Source organism: Lentzea sp. HUAS TT2 (genome assembly GCF_051853195.1).
Classification (GTDB): Bacteria; Actinomycetota; Actinomycetes; order Mycobacteriales; family Pseudonocardiaceae; genus Lentzea.
Genome location: NZ_CP196667.1, coordinates 2,911,112 through 2,932,046, shown reverse-complemented (window position 1 = coordinate 2,932,046; position 20,935 = coordinate 2,911,112). Strand labels below are relative to the sequence as shown.

Here is a 20,935-nt window from a genome sequence, read left to right as displayed (position 1 = left end):
TTCAGTCCTCCAGCGACCCGTCCAGCGCCTGACCGGACGCCAGGTGCGGAGCGATCTTGTTGTCGAACACGCTCAGCGCAGAACCGATCGCCATGTGCATGTCCAGGTACTTGTACGTGCCGAGACGCCCGCCGAACAGCACGTTGCGCTCCGCGGCCTCCCGCTTGGCGAGCTCGCGGTAACGCTCCAGCTTGACGCGGTCCTCGGCCGTGTTGATCGGGTAGTACGGCTCGTCGTCCTTCTCCGCGGCGCGGGAGAACTCCCGAACAATAACCGTCTTGTCGGTCGGGTACTCGCGCTCCGGGTGGAAGTGGCGGAACTCGTGGATGCGCGTGTACGGCACGTCCGCATCGTTGTAGTTCATGACCGGGGTGCCCTGGAAGTCGCCGATCGGCAGCACTTCCTGCTCGAAGTCGAGCGTACGCCAGCCGAGCCAGCCCTCCGAGTAGTCGAAGTACCGGTCGACCGGACCGGTGTAGACGACAGGGGTGCCGGCGGGGATCTCGTCACGCACGTCGAAGAAGTCCGTGGACAGCTTCACGTCGATGTTCGGGTGGTCCGCCATCTTCTCGAGCCACGCGGTGTAGCCGTCGACCGGCAGGCCCTCGAAGGTGTCGTTGAAGTAGCGGTTGTCGAAGTTGTAGCGCACCGGCAGGCGGCTGATGACCGCCGCGGGCAGCTCCTTCGGGTCGGTCTGCCACTGCTTCGCGGTGTAAGCCTTGATGAACGCTTCGTAGAGGGGACGGCCGACCAGCGAGATCGCCTTCTCCTCGAGGTTCTTCGCGTCCTTGGTGTCGATCTCGGACGCCTGCTCGGCGACCCACTTCTTCGCGTCCTCAGGGGACATGTAGCGGCCGACGAACTGGGAGATGAGTCCCAGCCCCATCGGGAACTGGTACGCCTGGCCGTCGTACATCGCGAACACGCGGTGCTGATAGCTGGTGAACTCGGTGAACTGGTTGCAGTAGTCCCAGACCCGCTTGTTCGAGGTGTGGAAGAGATGCGCACCGTAACGGTGCACCTCGATACCGGTCTGAGGTTCCTGCTCCGAGTAGGCGTTGCCACCAATGTGGTCACGGCGCTCCAGCACCAGCACCCGCTTGTTCAGCTGGGACGCGGTGCGCTCGGCAACCGTGAGGCCGAAGAATCCGGAACCGACGACAATCAGGTCATAACCTGCGAAGCTCACGCCAACGAGGGTAACGCCGCCCCGTACGTGTGCTGCCAACCACCCCCCGGCGGGTGAAACGCAGGCCCACGACCAGCTGACCGTAGACTCCGCGTCGCTGCTGAGGCAACGCGCCCGCGGCTGTGCGCGTTACATCAATGGTGCGCCATCCTGGGGCAGGCGATTCACCTTCACTGTGAGGTAGCAGGACGATGAGTTGGTTCGAGGCATTGCCTGCCGCGCTCGCGGCTGTGGGCTGGTTGATCGGCCCCGGCGTCGCGCTGGCGTACGCGCTGGGTCTGCGCGGGCTGGGAGCGTGGGGCATCGGGCCCACGCTCAGCGTCTCGTTGATCGCCGCCACCGCGATCGTGGCTCAGAAGATCGGCGTGAAGTGGTCGGTGCCGCTGGTCCTCGGCGTCTCCGCGGCCGTGTGCGTGATCGCGGTCGTGCTGTCACTGCTGTTCCGCCGGATCGCGCCGGCCCGCCGCAACGACCCGGTCCGCACCCAGTGGGTCGCCGCCGCCGGCATGGTCCCCGCGGTGCTGATCGGCGCGTACGTGGTGATCAGGGGCATGAAGACGCCTGACCAGCTCAACCAGACCTTCGACGCGATCTTCCACTACAGCGCGATCAACTACGTCCTCGAGTCCGGCTCCGCCTCGTCGCTCACCATGAGCACGCTCGGCAACCCGCTGACCACCCCCGGCTTCTACCCCTCCGGCTGGCACGGCGTGACCTCCCTGGTCGTGCTGAGCACCGGCGCGAACATCGCGGTGGCCGCGAACGTGGTGGCCTGGGCCATCGCGTCGCTGGTCTGGCCGATGAGCATGCTGCTGCTGATCCGCCAGCTCGTGGGCAGGAACACGGCGGCCATCGCCATCACGCCCGTGCTGGCCGTCGCGTTCACCGCGCTGCCGTGGGGCCTGCTCGGCTTCGGCGTGCTGTGGCCGAACGTGCTCGGTCTCGCGCTCGTCCCCGCGGGCCTCGGTGCCGTGCTGGCCGCGACCGGGCTCTCCAAGGAGGACATCCTCGGTCGCCGGCGGTCGCTGGCGATGGCGGCACTGGTGCTCGTGGGCACCGCCTTCTCGCACCCGAACGCACTGTTCAGTCTCGCGCTGCTGGCGGTCCTGCCGTTCCTGATCGCCGTGGTCCGCCGCGGCCGCACGCTCTACGGCGACGGCCGGAAGTGGCAGGGCGTCACACTGGTCGGCGGCACGCTCGCGGTGTTGTTCGGCATCTGGGTCTTCGTGTCCCGCGCGAGCACGTTCAAGGCCGTGCGCGAGATGTACTGGCCGCCGTTCGAGACCCCGCCCAGGGCCGTCGGCGAGGCACTGCTGAACGCGCCGAACGGCAGGCCGGGCCTGTGGGCGCTGTCGATCCTCGTCATCATCGGCCTGGTGGTCGCGTGGCGGATGAGGGAGCACCGCTGGCTGATCGTGGCCTTCGCCGTCGTGACGTTCCTCTACACGCTCTCCGCGTCGGTCAACACCGAGGGGACCAGGAAGTTCACCGGTGTCTGGTACAACGACTCGTTCCGCCTCGCGGCCATGGGGCCGATCGTCGGCGTGCCGCTCGCGGTCATCGCGGTGCTGGTGATCGCGAAGACGATCGGGGAACGCGTTGCGCTGCTGGCCAAGGGCCCGGCGCTGCTGCGCACGCCCACGGCACTGGCGATCATCGTGATGCTGGCGCTGCTGCCGTTGAGCAACGGCTACTACACCGGCGCGAACATCACCACGCTGCGATCCAGCTACATGGAGGCCGACCCGGAGGAAGGCGTGCTGGTCGACCAGAACGAGCTCGCGTTCCTGGACGAGCTCGAGAAGGTGCTGCCCTCCGACGCGGTCGTGGCCAACAACCCGTGGGACGGCTCCGCGATCATGCTCGCCGACATCCGTCGCAAGGCGCTGTTCCGCCACGCCGACACCAAGTGGAGCGACGAGCAGACGTACCTCGCGCAGCACCTCGCCGAGGCGGCGACCGATCCCAAGGTGTGCGCGGCCGCGGATCGGCTCGGTGTGCACTACATGCTGGTCGCGACCAAGACGTTCTGGGTGAGCACGGACGGGCGCATCAAGCTCTACCCCGGCATCGCGGACCCCGCCACGCCCGGCGCGTTCGAGCTGGTCGCCTCCAGGGGCCCGGTGAAGCTCTACAAGCTCGACCGGTGCGGAACGGCCGCGTCCCCGAGCCGCTAGTCGTGTTCAACGCGAAAGGCACGGCCGTCCAGTGGACGGCCGTGCCTTTCGCGTTGAAACAGGTGGACTGTCAGGCCAGCGCGGCGCGAGCCTTGAGCGGCTCCCACCAGCTGCGGTTGTCCCGGTACCAGGCGACGGTGCGGGCCAGGCCCTCCTCGAACGGCACGCGCGGGGCGTAGCCGAGCTCGGTGGAGATCTTGGTGATGTCGACCGAGTAGCGGCGGTCGTGACCCTTGCGGTCGGTGACCCGCTCCACGGAGGACCAGTCGGCGCCCATCGCGTCGAGCAGCAGACCGGTCAGCTCGTGGTTCGTGAGCTCGGTGCCGCCACCGATGTTGTAGACCTCACCCGCGCGGCCACCCTCGACGACGAGCTGGATGCCGTTGCAGTGGTCGTCGACGTGCAGCCAGTCGCGGATGTTCAGGCCGTCGCCGTAGAGCGGCACCTTCTTGCCGTCCATCAGGTTCGACACGAACAGCGGGATGACCTTCTCGGGGAACTGGTACTCGCCGTAGTTGTTCGAGCAGCGCGTGATGCACACCGGCATGCCGTACGTGCGGTGGTAGGACCGCGCGATCAGGTCGGAGCTGGCCTTGGCCGACGAGTACGGCGAGTTCGGCTCCAGCGGCTGCTCCTCGGTCCAGGAGCCGGTCTCGATCGAGCCGTACACCTCGTCCGTGGAGATGTGGACGAACTTGCCGACGTTCGCCTCCAGCGCGGCCTGCAGCAGCGTCTGGGTGCCGAGCACGTTGGTCACCACGAACTCGGCGGCACCGGAGATGGACCGGTCCACGTGCGACTCGGCGGCGAAGTGCACCACCACGTCGGTGCCGGCCATCAGCTTGCCGACGACGTCCACGTCGCAGATGTCGCCGCGGACGAACTGCAGCCGGGGGCTGTCGGCCACCGGTGCGAGGTTGGCCTCGTTGCCCGCGTAGGTCAGCTTGTCCAGCACGACGACCTCGGCGTCGGCGAACGCCGGGTAGGCGCCTCCGACGAGCTGCCGCACGTAGTGGGATCCGATGAATCCCGCGCCACCAGTTACCAGAACCCGCATCGTGCTCCTCTTCGCACCCGTCGGTCGATCGTTCGTCGACTTGTTCACCTGGTGGCGCCCGAAGAACGGGCGACCTCCATCACGTACTGGCCGTACCCGGACTTGGCGAGCTTCTCGCCGAGGGCGTAGCACGCGTCGGCGTCGATGAAGCCCATCCGCAGTGCGATCTCCTCGAGACAGGCGACCCGGACACCCTGCCGGTGCTCGAGCACCTGGACGTACTGGCCGGCCTCGAGCATCGAGTCGTGCGTGCCGGTGTCCAGCCAGGCGAACCCGCGCCCGAGGTCGACCAGCTTCGCGTTGCCCTGCTTGAGGTAGACCATGTTGACGTCGGTGATCTCCAGCTCGCCGCGAGCCGACGGCTCGAGTCCGCGAGCGATCTCCACGACCTGGTTGTCGTAGAAGTAGAGACCGGTGATGGCCTTGTTGGACTTCGGCAGTGCCGGCTTCTCCTCGATGGAGACCAGCTGGCCCTGCGCGTCCACCTCGCCGACGCCGTAGCGCTCCGGGTCCTTGACCGGGTACCCGAACAGCACACAGCCGTCGATCGAGTTCGCGTGCTGCTGCAGCACCTTCGCGAAGCCCTGGCCGTGGAAGATGTTGTCGCCGAGCACGAGCGCGACGTCCTGGTCGCCGATGAAGTCGGCACCGATGACGAACGCCTCCGCCAGCCCGTTCGGCTGGGCCTGCTCCGCGTACTCCAGCCGGATGCCGAACTGCGAACCGTCGCCGAACAGGCGCTGGAAGTTCGGCAGGTCGGCCGGCGTCGAGATGATCAAGATTTCCCGGATGCCCGCGAGCATCAGCACCGACAACGGGTAGTACACCATCGGCTTGTCGTAGACCGGCAGCAACTGCTTGGACACGGCCTGTGTGATCGGGTGCAGCCGGGTGCCACTACCGCCGGCGAGAATGATCCCTCTCATCTTCGCGCGTTCTTCCCATCTGGTTGGAGATCAGTGCACTCGTCGAGCGCGTACCCGGAAAGCAGTCCGGCGGCGCGTCATCACGCGCTGTTGGCGCGGAGCTTCTCGTAGTAGGCGAGACAGTCCTCGTACCGGGGGAGGATACCGGCCGCTTCGGCCTCGGCGAGGGTCGGGGCGGCGAGGTCCTTCTCGGAAAGCACCTGCTCAAGATCAGTGGGCCAGGGCAGGTCGAGCGCCGCGTCGAGCGGGTTGACGCCGTGCTCCGCGCTCGGGTTGTACGCCTCGCCGCACAGGTAGCTCATGACGGTGTCGTCCTCGAGTGCGACGAACGAGTGCCCGAGTCCCTCGGACACGAACAGCGCGCGGCACTCGGTCGAGTCGAGCCGGACGGCGTCCCACTGCCCGAACGTCGGCGAGCCCACCCGGATGTCGACCACGACGTCGAGCAGGGAGCCGCGCGGGCAGTAGATGTACTTCGCCTGGCTCGGAGGCACGTCGGCGAAGTGCACGCCGCGGATGGAGCCCTTGGCCGAGATCGAGTGGTTGCTCTGCGCGACGCGCATCGAACGGCCGGTCGCCTCGATCAGCGCCTGCTCCTGATACGGGCTGGCGAACATGCCGCGGTTGTCGCCGAAGGTCCGCGGTACGAACTCGTACGCTCCGGCGATGGTCAGCTCACGAATTTGCACGATCGCAGAGGATAGCCGCGTGAGCCCGGGCCCATCCTCACGGAGTCGGCTGAGCCAGGTAGGGCATCATGGCCACACGCCGACGAGGAGATCCCCAGCGCCATGACGATGATCGACATCATGCTGCCGTACTACGGCGACGTCGCGCTCATGCAGGCCGCCGTGCAGAGCGTGCGGTCGCAGACCGAGGCCGGCTGGCGACTGACGGTCGTCGACGACACGGCGAACCCCGGCGTGCCCGAATGGTTCGAGTCGCTCGCCGACGACCGGATCCGCTACTTCCGCAACGAGCGCAACCTGGGCATCACCGGGAACTTCACCCGGTGCCTCGACCTCGCGGAGCACGAGCTCATGTCGATGCTCGGCGCGGACGACCTGCTGCTGCCCAACTACGTCGGCACCGTGCTCGCGGCACACCGGGAGCACCCCGGCGTCGGCATGATCCAGCCCGGCGTCGACGTCATCGACGAGCACGGCCGGCCGGTCAAGGCGCTGGCCGACGAGGTCAAGAAGCGCCTGTACGCGCCGAAGGTGACCGACCGGCGCGTGATGGGCGGCGAGGAGCTCGCGGCGAGCCTGCTGCGCGGCAACTGGCTGTACTTCCCGTCGATCGCCTGGCGCACCGAGGCGATCAAGTCGGTCGGCTTCCGCGCCGACCTGCGCACCACCCAGGACCTCGCGCTCGAGCTGGAGCTGATCGAGCGGGGCGAGCAGATGCTCATCGAGAGCACCGTCTGCTTCCAGTACCGCCGCCACCTCGAGAGCGTCTCGTCGAAGATGGCGCTGGACGGCGACCGCTTCACCGAGGAGCGCGAGCTGTTCCTGTCGACGGCCGACCGGATGAAGGCCAAGGGCTGGCACCGCGCCGAACGGGCCGCGCGCAACCACTCCTCGTCCCGGCTGCACGCGCTGACCCTGCTTCCGACGGCGGTGCGGGGCGGGCAGGGCGACGTGGTCCGCGCACTGGCCAAGCACGCGTTCGGCACGAACTGACGGTGCGATCGTCCCTGGTCAGCCGACCAGGGACGACGACGTTCAGACCACCGACGTGTCGGTGGGCTTGACCTCTTCGTTCGGGGCCTTGCTGTTCTGGATGGCCACCGCGCGCACCAGCTTGGCGTAGCGCAGCTCCAGCTCCTTGAAGCGCAGGAACGTGTTGATGGTGGCGAACCCGAACGCGACGATCATGCCGTAGAGCAGCAGGTCGGTGCCGCGGCCGACGCCGAGGAAGTTGGCGACCGCGGTGACCTCGCCCGGCAGCAGCACGGCGAGCACACCGAACAGCATGAAGACCGAGAAGCCGATCTTGACACCGGCCGCGGTCTTGCTCTTGCCGTGGTGGCGCAGGAAGAGGAACAGCAGCGCCACGACGGAGACGATGAGCAGGATCTGGATCAACATGTCAGTGCCTCGAACCCCTCATGACGCCATCGAAGACGATGTTCACGCCGTTGATGAGCGACTGCCCCTTGGCCATCGAGTACTCGGTGTAGAGGATCGTCACGTGCTCCTCGCTGACCTTCCACTTGTGGTGGTCGATCAGCTCGACGAACTCCGAGGCGTGGCCCATGCCGTTGCTGGTGATGTTCAGCTTCTCCGCGACCGTGCGGTTGAACACCCGCAGCCCGTTGTGCGCGTCGGTCAGGCCCAGCCGCCGCGTGCGCGGGCTGAGCATCACCACGGTCTTCAGCACGAACCGCTTGATCCACGGGATGTGGCTCGTGTCGGCGCCGGCGAGGAACCGGGTGCCGACGATGATGTCCAGGTCTTCGGTCTGCAGGCGCTTGAGCATCCGCGCCACGTCGTCGACCTGGTGCTGACCGTCCGCGTCGAAGGTGGCGAAGTACTTCGCCCCCGGCTGCGCCTTGGCGTAGCTGACGCCGGTCTGCAGGGCCGCGCCCTGGCCCAGGTTCACCGGGTGGCGCACGAGGTGGGCGCCTGCCAGCTGGATCTGCTCGGCGGACGCGTCAGCGCTGCCGTCGTCGACGCAGACGATGTTCGGAAACGTCTGCCTGGCGTTCCGCACGACGTCCGCGATGACCTCGGCCTCGTTGTACACGGGAACGACCAGCCAGACGTCGGACCATTCAGCCACCAGGGTCCTCCAAGGACGCCATGTTCTGTCGCGATGCGAAATCTCGGAAAGTGCGCTGCCAGTCTAGTGCAGCGCTTGAGCCATTCGTGTTCGGTGCTCGCCTGCTCAGGATCCCGTGAGCGCACTGCCGGCCGGTAGGTAGTCGGCGCTGGTCCGGCCCTTCACCCCGTCGCGCAGGCCGTGCCACATCGCGCGCAGCCGGGCGCCGCGCGGCTTCTCGTACAGCGCCGTCAGCAGTGCCCAGCGGACCATGATCAGAACGGACGTCAGGCACCACACCGGTGACCGGCGCAGGTTCTCCTTCACCAGCAGCACGCCGTTGCGGATCACCCAGTACAGCCGCCACTTCGGGTGGTGGGTGACCCGGACGTGCCCGATCAGGAACCGGTGCTCGCGGACCTCGCCGAGCGAGTGCGGGAGCTTGACCCGCTTGTCCTGCACGATCCGCATCCCGGTCCGCCGCAGCTTCAGGCAGAAGTCCTGGTCGACGCAGTCCACGAAGAAGTCCTCGCGGAACCCGCCCAGCTCGTCGAGCAGCGAGCGCCGCACGACCATGCCCGAGGTGATCACCGCGTCGAGGTCGGCGACCTCCGGCCGCAGCCTCGTGCGCGGGTCGATGTAGGACTCGCGCACGGCGTCCCACGGAGCGGGGGCGGCTGCACCGATGGTCGGGTCGTCCAGGTGCGCCACCAGCAGGCCGACCACCTCACCGGAGAGCACCGAGTCCTGGTCGAGCAGCAGCACGGCCTCGGAACCGGGCGACATCTCCCTGATGCCCAGGTTGAGCGCGCCGGCGAGTCCGAGGTTGCCCGCGGGGCGGAGGACCCGCACGCCTTCCGGGAGGTCACCGCTGAGCAGTTCCGCGCCGCCCGGTGTGTTGTCCACCACCAGCACCTCGGTGCAGGACGCCCGCGCGGCCTCGACGACGGCCAGCAGCCGCTGGTCGGGGTGGTAGGCCGTCGCGATCGCCGTGATCTTGTCGGTCATCGGGTGGTTCGCTCCCTGGGTTCGACGAGCGTCGGCGCACCGGCCGCGGGCGGCTGGGCGCGGCCGGTCACGCGCACGAGGACGACGGCCATGACGAGCACGAGGGCGACGGGGCCGGCCGACGTCGTCAGGACCGCGGAGGTGATCGGTTCGACGGGCAGTAGGAACGCCAGCACCATGGCGGCCGCGCCGGTCAGGTAGGACACGAGCACCATCCGGTGCCTGCCCAGCGCCAGCAACGCGGGCTGCGTGACGTTGGAGGTCATGAGGAACAGGGTGCCGACACCGAGACCGGCCAGTGCCGCCGCGGACAGGTTCACGGCGGCCAGGTCCACGCCGGGGCCGAGGTAGAGACCGAGCAGCCACTGCCCCGCGGTCCCGAGGACCACGATGCCGAGCACCCCGAGCACGACGCACGCGGCGACCGTCTTGAGGGTCTGCCTGCGCACCCCGAGCAGGTCGCCCTGCGCCGCTCCGCTCGTCAGCCGCGGCAGCAGCATCGTCTGCAGCGGGACGAAGGCGAACATCGGCAGCCGGGTCAGCGTGACGGCGCCCGCGATCACCGTGACCAGCAGGGTGCTCGCCTCCGGCCGCCACGCGAGCATCACCGGCGGCAGGTTCACGATGGCCTGGTTGGTCAGGTTCGCCACGACCACGAGCGCCAGGGCGGACGAGACCCCGAACCGCATCGTGCCCGCACCCTCGATCCGGGGCGCGACGGCCGGCGACGGGGCACGCCAGTCGCGCTGACCGCTCAGCCACAGCAGCACCACGCCGAGCAGTGCCGCGAAGAACTGGCCGAGGACGAAGACCAGCCCGAAGACCCACGCCGAACCGGTCCCCGCGAGCCACAGCACGACGCACGGCACCAGCCGGGACAGGCCCTCGGCTGCGAGCGTCGCGGAGTAGAAGCCGAACCGCTGGCTGCCCGCGAGGGCGCCGCGGACGGAGGCGGCGGCCCATGCGGAGACCAGGCTCACGAAGAGCAGGGCGACGAGTTCCCAGCGCCCCTGCAGCGGTCCCGCGACCAGCACCGGCGAGATCGCCAGCAGGACGACGGTGGCGGGCACCAGCAGCCGGGCGCCCTGCCTGGCCACGAAGTGGGCCACCGGTGCGGCGGGCCTGCCGAGCGCGCGCTCCTGGCTCACCGAGCGCGACATCTCCTGCTCCACGCCGCTGAAGACGCCGAGCGCGATCGTGTTGACCAGGAAGTAGAGGCTGGAGAGCGCGGCGACACCGGAGCCGTCGACCTCGGACCGGGCGATCAGGCCGATGAACCCGGCGCCGGACAGGACGACCAGCGCGAGTCCGACGCCCATCAACGGCATCGGTCCGCGCAAGAAACGGAAGAGGTTCATGCTCCAAGCCTGTCGATCAACGTGGTCGCGGCCGGATCGCGCGTTCCGCGCGGTTCCTGCGGAAAGGCCTGACCGGGCCAGCCTAACGGACGCCATCAGAGCCTCCTGAGCGCCTCTGTAGCATCGGCCGGGCACTTGCCGACTTCCGAGGAGCCCTCATTCCGATGGCAACGCCCGTCATCACCGCTGTCGTGACCGCGTACCACCCTGACGACCGGCTCTCAGCCGTGATCGACGCGGCACTGGTGACCTGCGCTGACGTCATCGTCGTCGACAACACGCCGACCGAGTCCGGCGCTCCGTCCGAGGAGCCGGCCGACCCGCGCGTGCGCGTGCTCCGGTCCGGTCGCAACGGCGGCCTCGCGGGGGCGCTCAACGACGCGATCAGCGCGCTGCCGATGGAGACCGAGGCGGTCCTCGTGCTCGACCAGGACTCGGTCCTGCCCGCCGGGCTGGTGTCCGCGCTCGCCGGGCACCTCACCGACCCGTCCATCGGCGTCATCGCCCCGACACCGGTCGACGCGGCGGACGGCACCACCTACGACCGCTTCTCGCCGACCGGCGGCGGACTGGTGGACCGCGACACCGTCATCACGTCCGGCATGCTGGTCCGGCGCTCGGTCCTGGAGGCCGCGGGCCCGTTCCGGGACGAGTTCTTCGTCGACTGGGTCGACAACGACTTCTGCCTCAAGCTGCGCCGCAACGGCGTGCGGATCGTGCAGGACATGGAGACCCTGCTGCCGCACTCGATCGGCGACAGGCGGGAGCACAGGTTCGCCGGCCTCACGGTCAAGGTCCTGCGCTACTCGGCCTGGCGGCACTACTGGATCACGCGCAACGGGCTGGTGATGGTCAGGGAGAACCTCCGCGGCAACCCCGGCTGGTCGCTGCAGGCCTTCTTCTACATCGGGCGGCAGGCGCTGACGACGGCCCTGTTCGAGCCGTCGCGAGCCAAGAACGTCAAGGCGATCCTGCTCGGCGTGCGCGACGCGCTGCTGAACAGGACCACCGCCGAGTACATCCCCGCGGGCGCCGACTACCGGTCGGCGGCCCCGGTCAGGTAGCCGCGCCGGTCAGGCGTTGCGGAAGTACTCCACCGTGCGCGCCGCACCGGTCTTGACGTCGACCTCCGGCACCCAGCCGAGCTCGCGGGTCGCCTTCGAGGCGTCCAGGGACGAGGCCCGCAGGTCACCGAGCCGCGCGGGGGCGTACTCGGGCTCGTCGGCGGCTCCGGCGGCCAGCGCGACGAGGCTGTGCAGCTCCTTGTCCGAGGTCTGGTGGCCGGTGCCGATGTTGTAGCGCTGCCCGCCGCCGTTCTCGCCGGAGGCCGCCACGAACGCGGCCACCACGTCCTCGACGAAGACGTAGTCACGCGTGTTGCCGCCGTCGCCGAACAGCTTCGTCGGCTTCCCGGCCAGCAGGGCGTTCGCGAAGATCGCCACCACGCCGGCCTCGCCGTGCGGGTCCTGCCGCGGGCCGTACACGTTCGCGAGCGCGAGGTGCGTGCACTCCAGGCCGTACAGCTGGCGGTAGGTGTTCAGGTACACCTCGCCGGAGACCTTGCTCGCCGCGTACGGCGACTTCGGGTTGATCGGCACGGCCTCGGAGACCGGCAGCTCGTCCGGGGTGCCGTAGATGGACCCGCCGGAGGAGGCGAAGCAGACCTTGCGGGTACCGGCCTTGCGCGCGGCCTCCGCGACGTTGATCGTGCCGATGACGTTCTGCTGCGCGTCGAGGATCGGGTCGGCGACGCTGACGCGGACGTCGATCTGGGCGGCCAGGTGGTAGATCACCTCGGGGCCGAACCCGGCGACGACGTCAGCGAGCTCCGGGTTCGCGATGTCGAGCTGGGTGAACGAGTACCGGTCGGCGTGGCCGGCGTCGGCGGGCGCCGTGCGGGTGCCTCGCCGCAGGTCGTCGACCACGTGGACGTCGTGCCCGTCCCGCAGCAGGCGGTCGACCAGGGTGGAGCCGATGAAACCGGCACCGCCGGTGACGAGTGCGCGCACGGTGAACCTCTTCGAGTCGGATGGCCGGATTCGCGCCCAGGGTATCGACGGCTCAGAACCAGCGTTCCAGCACCATGGCGACGCCGTCCTCGGAGTTCGGTCCGGTGACCTCGTCCGCGGCGGCCTTCGCGGCGGCGTGGCCGTTGGCCATCGCCACGCCGTGCCCGGCCCAGGTGAGCATCTCCACGTCGTTCGGCATGTCTCCGAACGCGATGACGTGCTCGCGCGCGACGCCGAACCGCTCCGCCACGTCCGCCAGGCCGGACGCCTTCGTGACGCCGTGCACCGCGGCCTCGACCAGGCCGTTGTCCGTGGAGTAGGTGAGGTCGACCTCGCCGTGCAGGACCTCGCCGATCGCGGACACCATCTCGGCGCTGGTCAGGCGGCTGTTGCGGATCAGCAGCTTCACCGCGGGACGGCCGAGCGTCTCCGCGCGGGACAGCCCGCTGTGCGGCCCCTCCGGCCAGGGGTGGGTGTAGCTGAGCTCGGCGACGAAGGTCATGTCGTCCTTGGGGGTGCCGACCAGCTCCACCGCGTACGTGCAGTCGTCGAGGACGCTGTCGACCGCGACCGCGATGTCGTGCAGCTGGACGGGGCTGAGCGTGCGCGCCCAGATGATCTCGTCGCGGCCGATGTCGTAGAGCACCGCGCCGTTCGCGCAGACGGCGAGCCCGTCGAGCCCAGCCTGGGCGGCGATGGTCGGCACCCAGCGCGGCGGCCGGCCGGTGGCCAGCACGAAGGGCACGCCTGCCGCGAGCACGCGGCCGACGACCTCCGCCGTGCGCGGGCTGACTCCCTCGAGAGGGCTGAGCAGGGTTCCGTCGACGTCGGAGGCGACCAGGCGCGGCTGTTCCACACCGTCATCTTGCCTTGTCAAATACCCGAGCCAAGTTCGTCGGAGGCTGAACAGCTGGTTACCTTGAACACCGTGCGCGCTGGAATCGTGATTCTCCCGGAACACCGTTGGTGGATCGCCGAACCCAAGTGGCGCGCGGCCGAGGAGTACGGGTTCCACCACGCGTGGACCTACGACCACCTCGGCTGGCGCACCCTGGTGGACGGGCCCTGGTTCGGCGCGGTCCCGACGCTGACAGCGGCCGCCATGGTCACCTCGCACATCAGGCTCGGCACGTTCGTCGCGAGCCCGAACTTCCGGCACCCCGTGCCGTTCGCGCGCGAGCTGCTGACGATCGACGACATCTCCGACGGCCGGTTCACGCTCGGCGTCGGCGCAGGTGGAGCGGGGTACGACACGGTCGTGACCGGCGCGACGCCGTTGCTGCCGCGCGACCGGACGGCCCGGTTCGGCGAGTTCGTCGAGCTGCTCGACCACCTGCTGATCAAGGACCGCACGTCGTGGCGCGGCGAGTTCTACACCGCGGAGGAGGCCCGCAACGCGCCCGGCTGCGTGCAGCGCCCCCGGCTGCCGTTCGTGGTCGCCGCGAACGGCCCGAAGGCGATGGCCGTCGCGGCCAGGTTCGGCCAGGGCTGGGTCACCACCGGACCGCAGACCGAGGACCACGAGGCGTGGTGGCGCGGTGTCGCGGAGCTGGCGGAGCAGTTCACTGAGACGTTGGCCACTCAGGACCGCAGGTCGTCGGTGAACCGCTTCCTCAACCTCGACTCGGCGCCGGTGTACTCGCTGTCCAGCGTGGAGTGCTTCGTCGACGCCGTCGGCAGGGCCGCTGAGCTGGGCTTCACCGACGTGGTGGCGCACTGGCCCCGGCACGACGGCGTCTACATGGGCAGTGAGCAGGTCGTGGAGAACATCGCCGCGGACGTGCTGCCCACCCTCAACCGGCACCTGTAACAGCAGCGCGCCGAATCAGATTTGGTCACCGTGCGCTCTGTTGTGGTGATCGGTGGCGGAATCGTCGGACTCGCGGTTGCCGCTGAGCTGGCCTCGCGCGGTGACCGCGTGACCGTGCTGGAGAAGGAGAAGGTCTGGGGCGCCCACCAGACCGGCCACAACTCGAACGTCGTGCACGCGGGGCTCTACTACAAGCCGGGGTCGCTCAAGGCGCGCATGTCCGTGGCCGGCAACGCCTCGATGATCGCGTTCGCGCGTGAGCACGGCGTGCCGGTCGAGGTGTGCGGGAAGCTCGTCGTGGCCACGTCGGCCGATGAGCTGCCGCGGCTGCACGCGCTGGCGTCGCGTGCCGAAGCGAACGGCGTGCCGGCGAAGCTGATCTCGGCCGCCGAGGCGCTCGACTACGAGCCCGAGGTGGCCTGCGTCGCCGCGCTGCGGGTGGAGAGCACCGGGATCATCGACTACTCGGCGGTCTGCGCGGCGCTGGTGCGATCGCTCGACGGCCACGACCTGCGGCTGCAGTCCCCCGCGCTGGCGATCAGGACGTCGGGCGCCAAGGTCGAGGTCGCGACGCCGCAGGGGATCGTCCGCGGCGACGTGCTGGTGAACTGCGCGGGTCTGCAGAGCGACCGGATCGCCAGGATGGCCGGACTGTCCCCCACCGCCAGGATCGTGCCGTTCCGCGGGGAGTACTTCGAGCTGCGGCGCACGTCGTTGGTGCGCGGGCTGATCTACCCGGTGCCGGACCCGACGCTGCCGTTCCTCGGCGTGCACCTCACCAGGATGCTCGACGGGTCGGTGCACTGCGGGCCCAACGCGGTGCTGGCGTTGCGGCGCGAGGGGTATCGGTGGCGCGACTTCTCACTGGGCGACGTGGTGGACGTGGCCCGCTTCCCCGGCACGTGGCGGCTCGCCCGGAAGTTCGCCAGGACCGGCGTGGAGGAGGTGCTGCGGTCGTTGTCGCGGCGCCGGTTCGCCGAGTCGCTGGCCCGGCTGGTGCCCGCCGTGACCGAGGACGACCTGGTGCGTGCGGAGAGCGGGGTGCGCGCCCAGGCCATGCTCCCCGACGGGTCACTGGTCGACGACTTCCTCGTCGAGTCCGCTCCCCGTCAGGTGCACGTCCTGAACGCGCCTTCACCTGCGGCGACGAGCGCGCTGGAGATCGCGCGCCACATCGCCTCGCTCACTTGAGGACTTCGCGCCCGCCCATGAACGGCCGCAGCGCCACGGGCACGGTGACCGAGCCGTCGGCGTTCTGGTGGTTCTCCAGGATCGCGACGATCCACCTGGTGGTGGCCAGCGTGCCGTTGAGCGTGGCCGCGATCTGCGACTTGCCGTTCTCGTCCCGGTAGCGCACGTTCAGCCGGCGCGCCTGGAACGTGGTGCAGTTCGACGTCGAGGTCAGCTCGCGGTACTTCTGCTGCGTCGGCACCCACGCCTCGCAGTCGAACTTGCGGTGCGCCGACGTGCCCAGGTCGCCCGTCGCCGTGTCGATGACGCGGTAGGGCACCTCGATCTTGCCGAGCATCTCCTCTTCCCACCCGAGCAGCCGGGCGTGCTCCGCCTCGGCGTCCTCGGGCTTCACGTAGGAGAACATCTCGACCTTGTTGAACTGGTGCACGCGGATGATGCCGCGGGTGTCCTTGCCGTACGACCCGGCCTCGCGGCGGTAGCACGACGACCAGCCCGCGTACCGGCGCTCACCGTCGAGGATCTCGTCGGCGTGGTAGCCGGCGAGCGGCACCTCCGACGTGCCCACGAGGTACAGGTCGTCGGCGGGCAGGTGGTAGATCTCGCTCGAGTGCTCACCCAGGAAGCCGGTGCCCGCCATGATCTCCGGCCGCACCAGCGTGGGCGTGATCATGAGCTCGAACCCGTTGGCCGTGGCCTGCGCCGCCGCCATGTTGAGCAGCGCGAGCTCCAGCTGCGCGCCGACGCCCTTGAGGAAGTAGAACCGCGAGCCGCTGACCTTCGCGCCGCGTTCCATGTCGATCGCGCCGATCTTGGTCCCCAGGTCGAGGTGGTCCAGCGGCTCGAAGTCGAACACGCGCGGCTCGCCGACCGTCTTGACGACGCGGTAGTCGTCCTCGCCACCGACAGGCGCGTCCGGGTGCACCAGGTTCGGGATCCTGGCCAGCAGCTCCTGGACCTCTTCGTTGGTGGTGCTCTGCTCCGCCTCGGCGGCCTTGACCTCGGCGGCCAGGTCCTTCGCCTTGACGAGCAGGGCGGCGCGCTCGTCGCCCTTGGCCTTGCCGACCTCCTTGCCGAGCACCTTCTGCTCGGCGCGCAGGGTGTCCGCGCGGGAGATGGCCGACCGCCGGCGCTCGTCGGCGGACAGCAGGCTGTCGACGACGCCCTCGTCCTCGCCGCGGGCACGCTGCGACGCGCGCACTGTCTCCGGGTTCTCGCGCAACACCTTGAGGTCAATCACCTGGAGAAGGGTAGTCCCAGCCGGTTTCCCGCTTCACTCGGATATCCGGTTCGCGCTGTTCAACGGACAGCGACGCGACGGCGTTGAAGCGGCAGGGGGTGCGAGATGACGAACGAGGTTCCGCACGACTTCGACCACGAGAAGTTCCACAGGCAGGCCACGCGGAAGCCGAACGCGGTCGTGACGTTCGTGGGCAGCCTGCTCGTCGCGCTGCTGGGGTTCCCGCAGGAGACGGCCAGGCGGCACGAACCGGCGCCGGGCGCTGTCCGCCGGGCGAGCTGACCTCGCAGACGAAAGGGACCCGGTGCCACGTGAGCACCGGGTCCCTTCGCGCGAACGTCTAGTAGATCGCGAACGCCACCACGAGGCCGAGGGCGACGTGCGCCGCGGCGACGACGACGGAGGCCGGCGCGAACTTGTCCGACTCGATGATCGAGCCGATGTCCAGGCGGGTCACCCACTCCAGCAACCGCACGGCCGCGACCTGCACGATGATGCCGACGATGCCGTAGATCAGCGACGTGAGCAGGCCCTCGTCGAGCTTGCCGACGGCGCTCAGGATGGCGACGACGACGATGAACGCCATCGAGACGAGGCCCGAGGCGGTCACGATCACGGCGTTCGGGGCACCGTTGCGGACCAGGATCGACAGCTTGCCCGGCGTCGTCCAGTCGATCGCGTAGAAGCCGAACACCATGAGGACCAGACCGACGACGGCGTACAGCGCGATCGCGCCGATGCCCCGGCCGATGGCCGAGCCGAAGCCGGGGTCCAACGCGAGCGTGTAGTCCATTTCCCGTTCCCTTTCGGAGTCTTACTCAACAATTCGATGCGGCACGAACGCCGCGCCATCGTCGGTCACCAGACCGACCGTTTCCCGGATGCCGAGGCCGGCCGACGTGTCGCCGACGACCCAGGCACCCAACGCGGGGCGGTAGCCGTCGAACTCCGGGAGCGGATCGAACAGCTGGTACACGAAGCCTTCTTTGCCGTACACGCCACCGGTCTGCGTCTCGTAGCCCGGGGCGACGATCTGGATGTTCGACCCCTCGCGGCCGAGCAGCGGCTTGCGCACGTACTCGGTGAGCATCCCGGGGTCGTTCAGGTAGGCGGGCAGCAGGTTGGGGTGGCCCGGGTACATCTCCCACAGGATCGCGAGCAGCGCCTTGTTGGAGAGCAGCATCTTCCACAGCGGCTCGATCCACAGCGTGCCGGGCAGCGACTCGACGGCGTGGCGGCCGAACTGCTCCTCGACCACCCACTCCCACGGGTAGAGCTTGAAGACCGTGCCCATCGGGGCCTCTTCGAGGTCGACGAACCGGTTGAGCAACGTGTCCCAGCCGACCTCCTCGATCGCGAGGCCCACGGTGTTCAGCCCGGCCTCGGCGGCCGTCTCCTGCAGGCAGGCGATCGTGAGGTGGTCCTCACCGGACGGGTCTGCGCCAGACCAGGTGAAGTGCAGCTCGCTGGAGGGCAGCTTGGCGCCGATCTCCGTCCACTGCTCGACCAGGCGCTCGTGCAGCGAGTTCCACTGGTCGTCGTCCGGGAAGACGTCTTCCTTCCAGTGCCACTGGATGTAGCCGGCCTCCAGCAGCGACGTGGGGGTGTCCGCGTTGTACTCCAGCATCTTCGCGGGGCCCGAACCGTCGTAGCGCAGGTCGAAGCGGCCGTAGACGTGCGGGTCGCGCCGCCGCCACGACTCGGCGATGTGCGGCCACACCCACTCGGGGATGCCGAAGTCGCGGTAGCGCTCGGTGAGCACCACGTTGTCGACCGCGTCGAGGCACATGGAGTGGAGCAGCTCGACGTCGGCCTCGAGCGCGAGGATCTCGCTCATCTCGAACACGTAGTGGACCGACTCGTCCCAGTACGGACGGTCGGTGCCGTTCGCGTACTTCGCGGGCAGGCCGAACACCAACCCCTGGTCAGAGACCGTCCGCTGCCAGTTCGGCCGCGGCTGCGAGGTTTCACGACGCAACTGTGCTCAGCCTCCGCTGCTGGAGGAGCCGCTGCTGACGCCGAAGCCACCGCGCTGCACCGACGTGCCCGACTTGGTGCTGACGTTCGCACCCTTCGGGATCGTGTAGCTGCCGCCGGTCACCTTCTGGCCGACCGCACCCGAGCCGCCGTAGTTGTAGCGGTACGAGCTGCCACCGATGTAGATGAAGCCGCCGCTCGTGTACCCGCCGTGACTGCTGTAGTACTTCTGGTCGCAGTAGTCGTCGTCGACGATCACGTTGTTCGAGTCGGTGCACTGCGCCGTGACGTTCTTCGGGCTGGCGGCCGCGTACCAGATCGCGACCAGCGCGATCACGCCCACGGTGACGCCACCGCCGATGAGCAGGCGTTTGCGCGTCTTGCGCTTCTTCTCGAAGGCGGCGGACTCGGCGGCGAACCGCTCCTGCTGCGCCTTCAGCGCGGCGGCACGAGCGCGTTGCTCGGCGACCGTGGCCTGGCGCGGCTTGGTCACGCCGGCCTGTTGCTGGCGCACCTTGCCCTTCGCGGGCGGTCCACCAGCCTGCTGCGGCGCCGGCTGGTACGGCGGCAGCTGCTGGCCTGGCTGTTGCGGCTGGCCGGGCTGTCCCGACGGCGACCCAGGCTGGGGCGTCGGCTGGCCAGGTCCTGGCAGGTTGTTGTCAGTCATCACCACTCCCGCGGGCAAGGTACCTAGCGAGACAGCTGAAACATGGCCAATTCAGTGACGAGTGTCCTAATAGCAACACTCGACCCCAACCCGGCGCACAGCCGTCTCACACGGCACGGGCATCATGGTTGAGATGTCTCCGAGCGCCGGTTGGTTGAGTCGATCCGGTCACATCCGCGACACGCGGCTTGTGATGGCCGGCGCTTTCGTGGGCGCTTTCAGCCTGCTGATGTTGTCCGCGTTCACGTCTGTGCTGGCAGGAGGCCCGCTCGGCAGCAAACGCGAGCTGGTCAACGCCGCCTACCAAGCTGTCGCGGGCGAATGCCTCAACTGGGAGAAAGCCGACCTGTCGGACGCGCAGAAGGTCGACTGCACCGCCGCGCACAAGTTCGAGGTCACCGGCACGGCCGACATCACCGCCGCGTACCCGAAGGAAGCGCCGTTCCCGAACGCCGAGGCCTGGGAGAAGATCGCGCAGGAGAACTGCGCGCAGGCCTCGACCACGTACATGTCGGGCAAGCTCGACCCGAAGGGCAAGTACGGCGTCAGCACGCTCAACCCGGACCAGAACCGCTGGTCGAGCGGCTACCGGCAGCTCAGGTGCGGCCTGCAGGTCACCGCCCCCTCCGGCGCGGCCCTGCCGTCGTTCGGCAGCGCGAAGACCCAGGACCAGTCGGCCGTCTACGACCCGGGCGTCTGCGTGGCGCTGGCCGAGAACAACACCGTGGGTGACCCGATCGAGTGCGCCAAGCCGCACGCGTTCGAGATCGTCGGCGAGGTGCAGCACCCCGAGGGCCCGTTCGTGGCGCTCGAGGCACAGGACGCCCTGATGTCGGAGAAGTGCGCGGCGATCTCGGCCGAGTACACCGGCGGCGCCGACCTGAAGGCCAAGGGCCTGCTCGTCACCTGGGACACGCGCGCGGAGGAGAGCTGGGCGGTCGGCTCCCGCAAGGCCAACTGCAAGATCGGCGCGGTCCCCCAGGGCAACAACCTCGTCGCGTGGGAAGGCACCGTCCGCAACCCCAACGGCGCGCCGCTGACCACCTCGAACCCGCCGCAGACCACGTCGGTCAGGCCCCAGGACGAACCCACCGGCGCCCCGCTGCACTCCGGCGAGTCCAGCGCGCCCGCCCCGGACTCCAACAAGCCCTCGGACTCCGGCAAGCCCGACAAGCCGTCGTCCAGCGCACCCACCACGACCACCGAGAACCGATGACGGTCGAGATGACCAGGGCCCGCTTCGAGGAGCTGGTCGAGGAAGCCCTGGACCTGGTCCCGCCGGGCTTCCTGCACGCGATGAACAACGTCGTGGTGCTGGTCGAGGACCGCAACCCCGACGAACCCTCGCTGCTCGGGCTCTACCAGGGCATCGCGCTGACCGAGCGCAGCACCGACTACGGCGGCAGCCTGCCCGACCACATCTTCATCTACCGCGAGGCGATCCTCGACATCTGCGACACCGAGGAGGACGTGGTCGAGGAGGTCATCATCACCGTGGTGCACGAGATCGCGCACCACTTCGGGGTGGACGACGCCAAGCTGCACGAGCTGGGCTGGGGCTGA

At 69.0% G+C, this 20,935-nt stretch carries 22 protein-coding genes; 8 read left to right on the top strand and 14 right to left on the bottom strand.

Annotated elements, in window-relative coordinates; all coding sequences use genetic code 11:
• Position 1 precedes the first annotated feature (1 nt).
• On the bottom strand, positions 2 to 1,189 hold the full coding sequence (glf, locus tag ACSHWB_RS14655; RefSeq protein ID WP_439662575.1) for a UDP-galactopyranose mutase: 1,188 nt from the start codon (positions 1,187 to 1,189) through the stop codon (positions 2 to 4).
• Positions 1,190 to 1,380: 191 nt separating this feature from the next.
• On the opposite strand from glf, the gene ACSHWB_RS14650 reads away from it, so the two are divergent.
• Positions 1,381 to 3,366 carry a DUF6541 family protein gene (locus ACSHWB_RS14650; RefSeq protein WP_439662574.1) on the top strand — a complete coding sequence of 662 codons (1,986 nt, stop codon included), beginning with the start codon at positions 1,381 to 1,383 and terminating at the stop codon, positions 3,364 to 3,366.
• 70 nt (positions 3,367 to 3,436) lie between these two features.
• Here the strand turns inward: ACSHWB_RS14650 and rfbB are convergent, their stop codons facing one another.
• From rfbB to ACSHWB_RS14635, 3 genes are all read right to left on the bottom strand, one after another.
• Positions 3,437 to 4,423, bottom strand: a complete 987-nt coding sequence (gene rfbB / locus ACSHWB_RS14645; RefSeq protein ID WP_439662573.1) for a dTDP-glucose 4,6-dehydratase — start codon at positions 4,421 to 4,423, stop codon at positions 3,437 to 3,439.
• A 44-nt stretch (positions 4,424 to 4,467) separates the two neighbouring features.
• Positions 4,468 to 5,349, bottom strand: coding sequence for a glucose-1-phosphate thymidylyltransferase RfbA (rfbA, locus tag ACSHWB_RS14640; protein ID WP_439662572.1), 882 nt, complete (start codon positions 5,347 to 5,349; stop codon positions 4,468 to 4,470).
• 80 nt (positions 5,350 to 5,429) lie between these two features.
• The gene (locus ACSHWB_RS14635) at positions 5,430 to 6,038 is read right to left on the bottom strand and encodes a dTDP-4-dehydrorhamnose 3,5-epimerase family protein (protein ID WP_439662571.1); all 609 of its coding nucleotides are present in this window, start codon (positions 6,036 to 6,038) and stop codon (positions 5,430 to 5,432) included.
• Positions 6,039 to 6,140: 102 nt separating this feature from the next.
• Between ACSHWB_RS14635 and ACSHWB_RS14630 the strand changes: the two genes are divergently transcribed.
• A complete protein-coding gene (locus ACSHWB_RS14630) occupies positions 6,141 to 7,031 on the top strand; it encodes a glycosyltransferase (protein WP_439662570.1) in 891 nt (296 codons plus the stop codon).
• Positions 7,032 to 7,073: 42 nt separating this feature from the next.
• Here the strand turns inward: ACSHWB_RS14630 and ACSHWB_RS14625 are convergent, their stop codons facing one another.
• The 4 genes from ACSHWB_RS14625 to ACSHWB_RS14610 all read right to left on the bottom strand — a co-directional run bounded on the left by ACSHWB_RS14625 (position 7,074) and on the right by ACSHWB_RS14610 (position 10,478).
• On the bottom strand, positions 7,074 to 7,439 hold the full coding sequence (locus ACSHWB_RS14625) for a DUF2304 domain-containing protein (protein WP_439662569.1): 366 nt from the start codon (positions 7,437 to 7,439) through the stop codon (positions 7,074 to 7,076).
• A gap of 1 nt (position 7,440) precedes the next feature.
• Positions 7,441 to 8,133: a glycosyltransferase family 2 protein gene (locus tag ACSHWB_RS14620; protein ID WP_439662568.1), complete on the bottom strand. Its 693-nt coding sequence runs from the start codon at positions 8,131 to 8,133 to the stop codon at positions 7,441 to 7,443.
• A gap of 105 nt (positions 8,134 to 8,238) precedes the next feature.
• A complete protein-coding gene (locus tag ACSHWB_RS14615; RefSeq protein ID WP_439662567.1) occupies positions 8,239 to 9,120 on the bottom strand; it encodes a glycosyltransferase in 882 nt (293 codons plus the stop codon).
• The gene (locus ACSHWB_RS14610) at positions 9,117 to 10,478 is read right to left on the bottom strand and encodes a hypothetical protein (protein ID WP_439662566.1); all 1,362 of its coding nucleotides are present in this window, start codon (positions 10,476 to 10,478) and stop codon (positions 9,117 to 9,119) included. Before ACSHWB_RS14610 ends, ACSHWB_RS14615 begins: the two co-directional genes overlap by 4 nt.
• A 164-nt stretch (positions 10,479 to 10,642) precedes the next feature.
• Between ACSHWB_RS14610 and ACSHWB_RS14605 the strand changes: the two genes are divergently transcribed.
• Positions 10,643 to 11,542 (top strand): glycosyltransferase, encoded by a 900-nt coding sequence (locus tag ACSHWB_RS14605; RefSeq protein ID WP_439662565.1) that lies wholly within the window; start codon positions 10,643 to 10,645, stop codon positions 11,540 to 11,542.
• A 9-nt stretch (positions 11,543 to 11,551) separates the two neighbouring features.
• Here ACSHWB_RS14605 and ACSHWB_RS14600 read toward each other — a convergent pair whose 3' ends face one another.
• Positions 11,552 to 12,487 carry an NAD-dependent epimerase/dehydratase family protein gene (locus tag ACSHWB_RS14600; RefSeq protein WP_439662564.1) on the bottom strand — a complete coding sequence of 312 codons (936 nt, stop codon included), beginning with the start codon at positions 12,485 to 12,487 and terminating at the stop codon, positions 11,552 to 11,554.
• A gap of 52 nt (positions 12,488 to 12,539) precedes the next feature.
• Positions 12,540 to 13,343 carry an HAD family hydrolase gene (locus ACSHWB_RS14595; RefSeq protein ID WP_439662563.1) on the bottom strand — a complete coding sequence of 268 codons (804 nt, stop codon included), beginning with the start codon at positions 13,341 to 13,343 and terminating at the stop codon, positions 12,540 to 12,542.
• Positions 13,344 to 13,415: 72 nt separating this feature from the next.
• On the opposite strand from ACSHWB_RS14595, the gene ACSHWB_RS14590 reads away from it, so the two are divergent.
• Together ACSHWB_RS14590 and lhgO are read left to right on the top strand one after the other, a co-directional pair.
• Positions 13,416 to 14,297, top strand: a complete 882-nt coding sequence (locus tag ACSHWB_RS14590) for an LLM class flavin-dependent oxidoreductase (RefSeq protein WP_439662562.1) — start codon at positions 13,416 to 13,418, stop codon at positions 14,295 to 14,297.
• Between the two features lie 30 nt (positions 14,298 to 14,327).
• Entirely contained in the window at positions 14,328 to 15,488 is a 1,161-nt protein-coding gene (lhgO, locus tag ACSHWB_RS14585) for an L-2-hydroxyglutarate oxidase (protein WP_439662561.1), read from the top strand.
• Here the strand turns inward: lhgO and serS are convergent.
• On the bottom strand, positions 15,481 to 16,728 hold the full coding sequence (gene serS, locus ACSHWB_RS14580; RefSeq protein WP_439662560.1) for a serine--tRNA ligase: 1,248 nt from the start codon (positions 16,726 to 16,728) through the stop codon (positions 15,481 to 15,483). The two genes, lhgO and serS, sit on opposite strands and share 8 nt — an antisense overlap.
• Before the next feature lie 105 nt (positions 16,729 to 16,833).
• On the opposite strand from serS, the gene ACSHWB_RS14575 reads away from it, so the two are divergent.
• Positions 16,834 to 17,010, top strand: coding sequence for a hypothetical protein (locus tag ACSHWB_RS14575; protein ID WP_439662559.1), 177 nt, complete (start codon positions 16,834 to 16,836; stop codon positions 17,008 to 17,010).
• 58 nt (positions 17,011 to 17,068) lie between these two features.
• Here ACSHWB_RS14575 and ACSHWB_RS14570 read toward each other — a convergent pair whose 3' ends face one another.
• The 3 genes from ACSHWB_RS14570 to ACSHWB_RS14560 are packed head-to-tail and all read right to left on the bottom strand — an operon-like array spanning position 17,069 to position 19,372.
• Positions 17,069 to 17,521: a DUF350 domain-containing protein gene (locus ACSHWB_RS14570; RefSeq protein WP_439662558.1), complete on the bottom strand. Its 453-nt coding sequence runs from the start codon at positions 17,519 to 17,521 to the stop codon at positions 17,069 to 17,071.
• A 21-nt stretch (positions 17,522 to 17,542) separates the two neighbouring features.
• Positions 17,543 to 18,706 (bottom strand): glutathionylspermidine synthase family protein, encoded by a 1,164-nt coding sequence (locus ACSHWB_RS14565; RefSeq protein ID WP_439662557.1) that lies wholly within the window; start codon positions 18,704 to 18,706, stop codon positions 17,543 to 17,545.
• A 6-nt stretch (positions 18,707 to 18,712) separates the two neighbouring features.
• Entirely contained in the window at positions 18,713 to 19,372 is a 660-nt protein-coding gene (locus tag ACSHWB_RS14560) for a hypothetical protein (protein WP_439662556.1), read from the bottom strand.
• 193 nt (positions 19,373 to 19,565) lie between these two features.
• On the opposite strand from ACSHWB_RS14560, the gene ACSHWB_RS14555 reads away from it, so the two are divergent.
• Together ACSHWB_RS14555 and ACSHWB_RS14550 are read left to right on the top strand one after the other, a co-directional pair.
• A complete protein-coding gene (locus tag ACSHWB_RS14555) occupies positions 19,566 to 20,588 on the top strand; it encodes a septum formation family protein (protein ID WP_439662555.1) in 1,023 nt (340 codons plus the stop codon).
• Entirely contained in the window at positions 20,585 to 20,935 is a 351-nt protein-coding gene (locus tag ACSHWB_RS14550; RefSeq protein WP_439662554.1) for a metallopeptidase family protein, read from the top strand. Before ACSHWB_RS14555 ends, ACSHWB_RS14550 begins: the two co-directional genes overlap by 4 nt.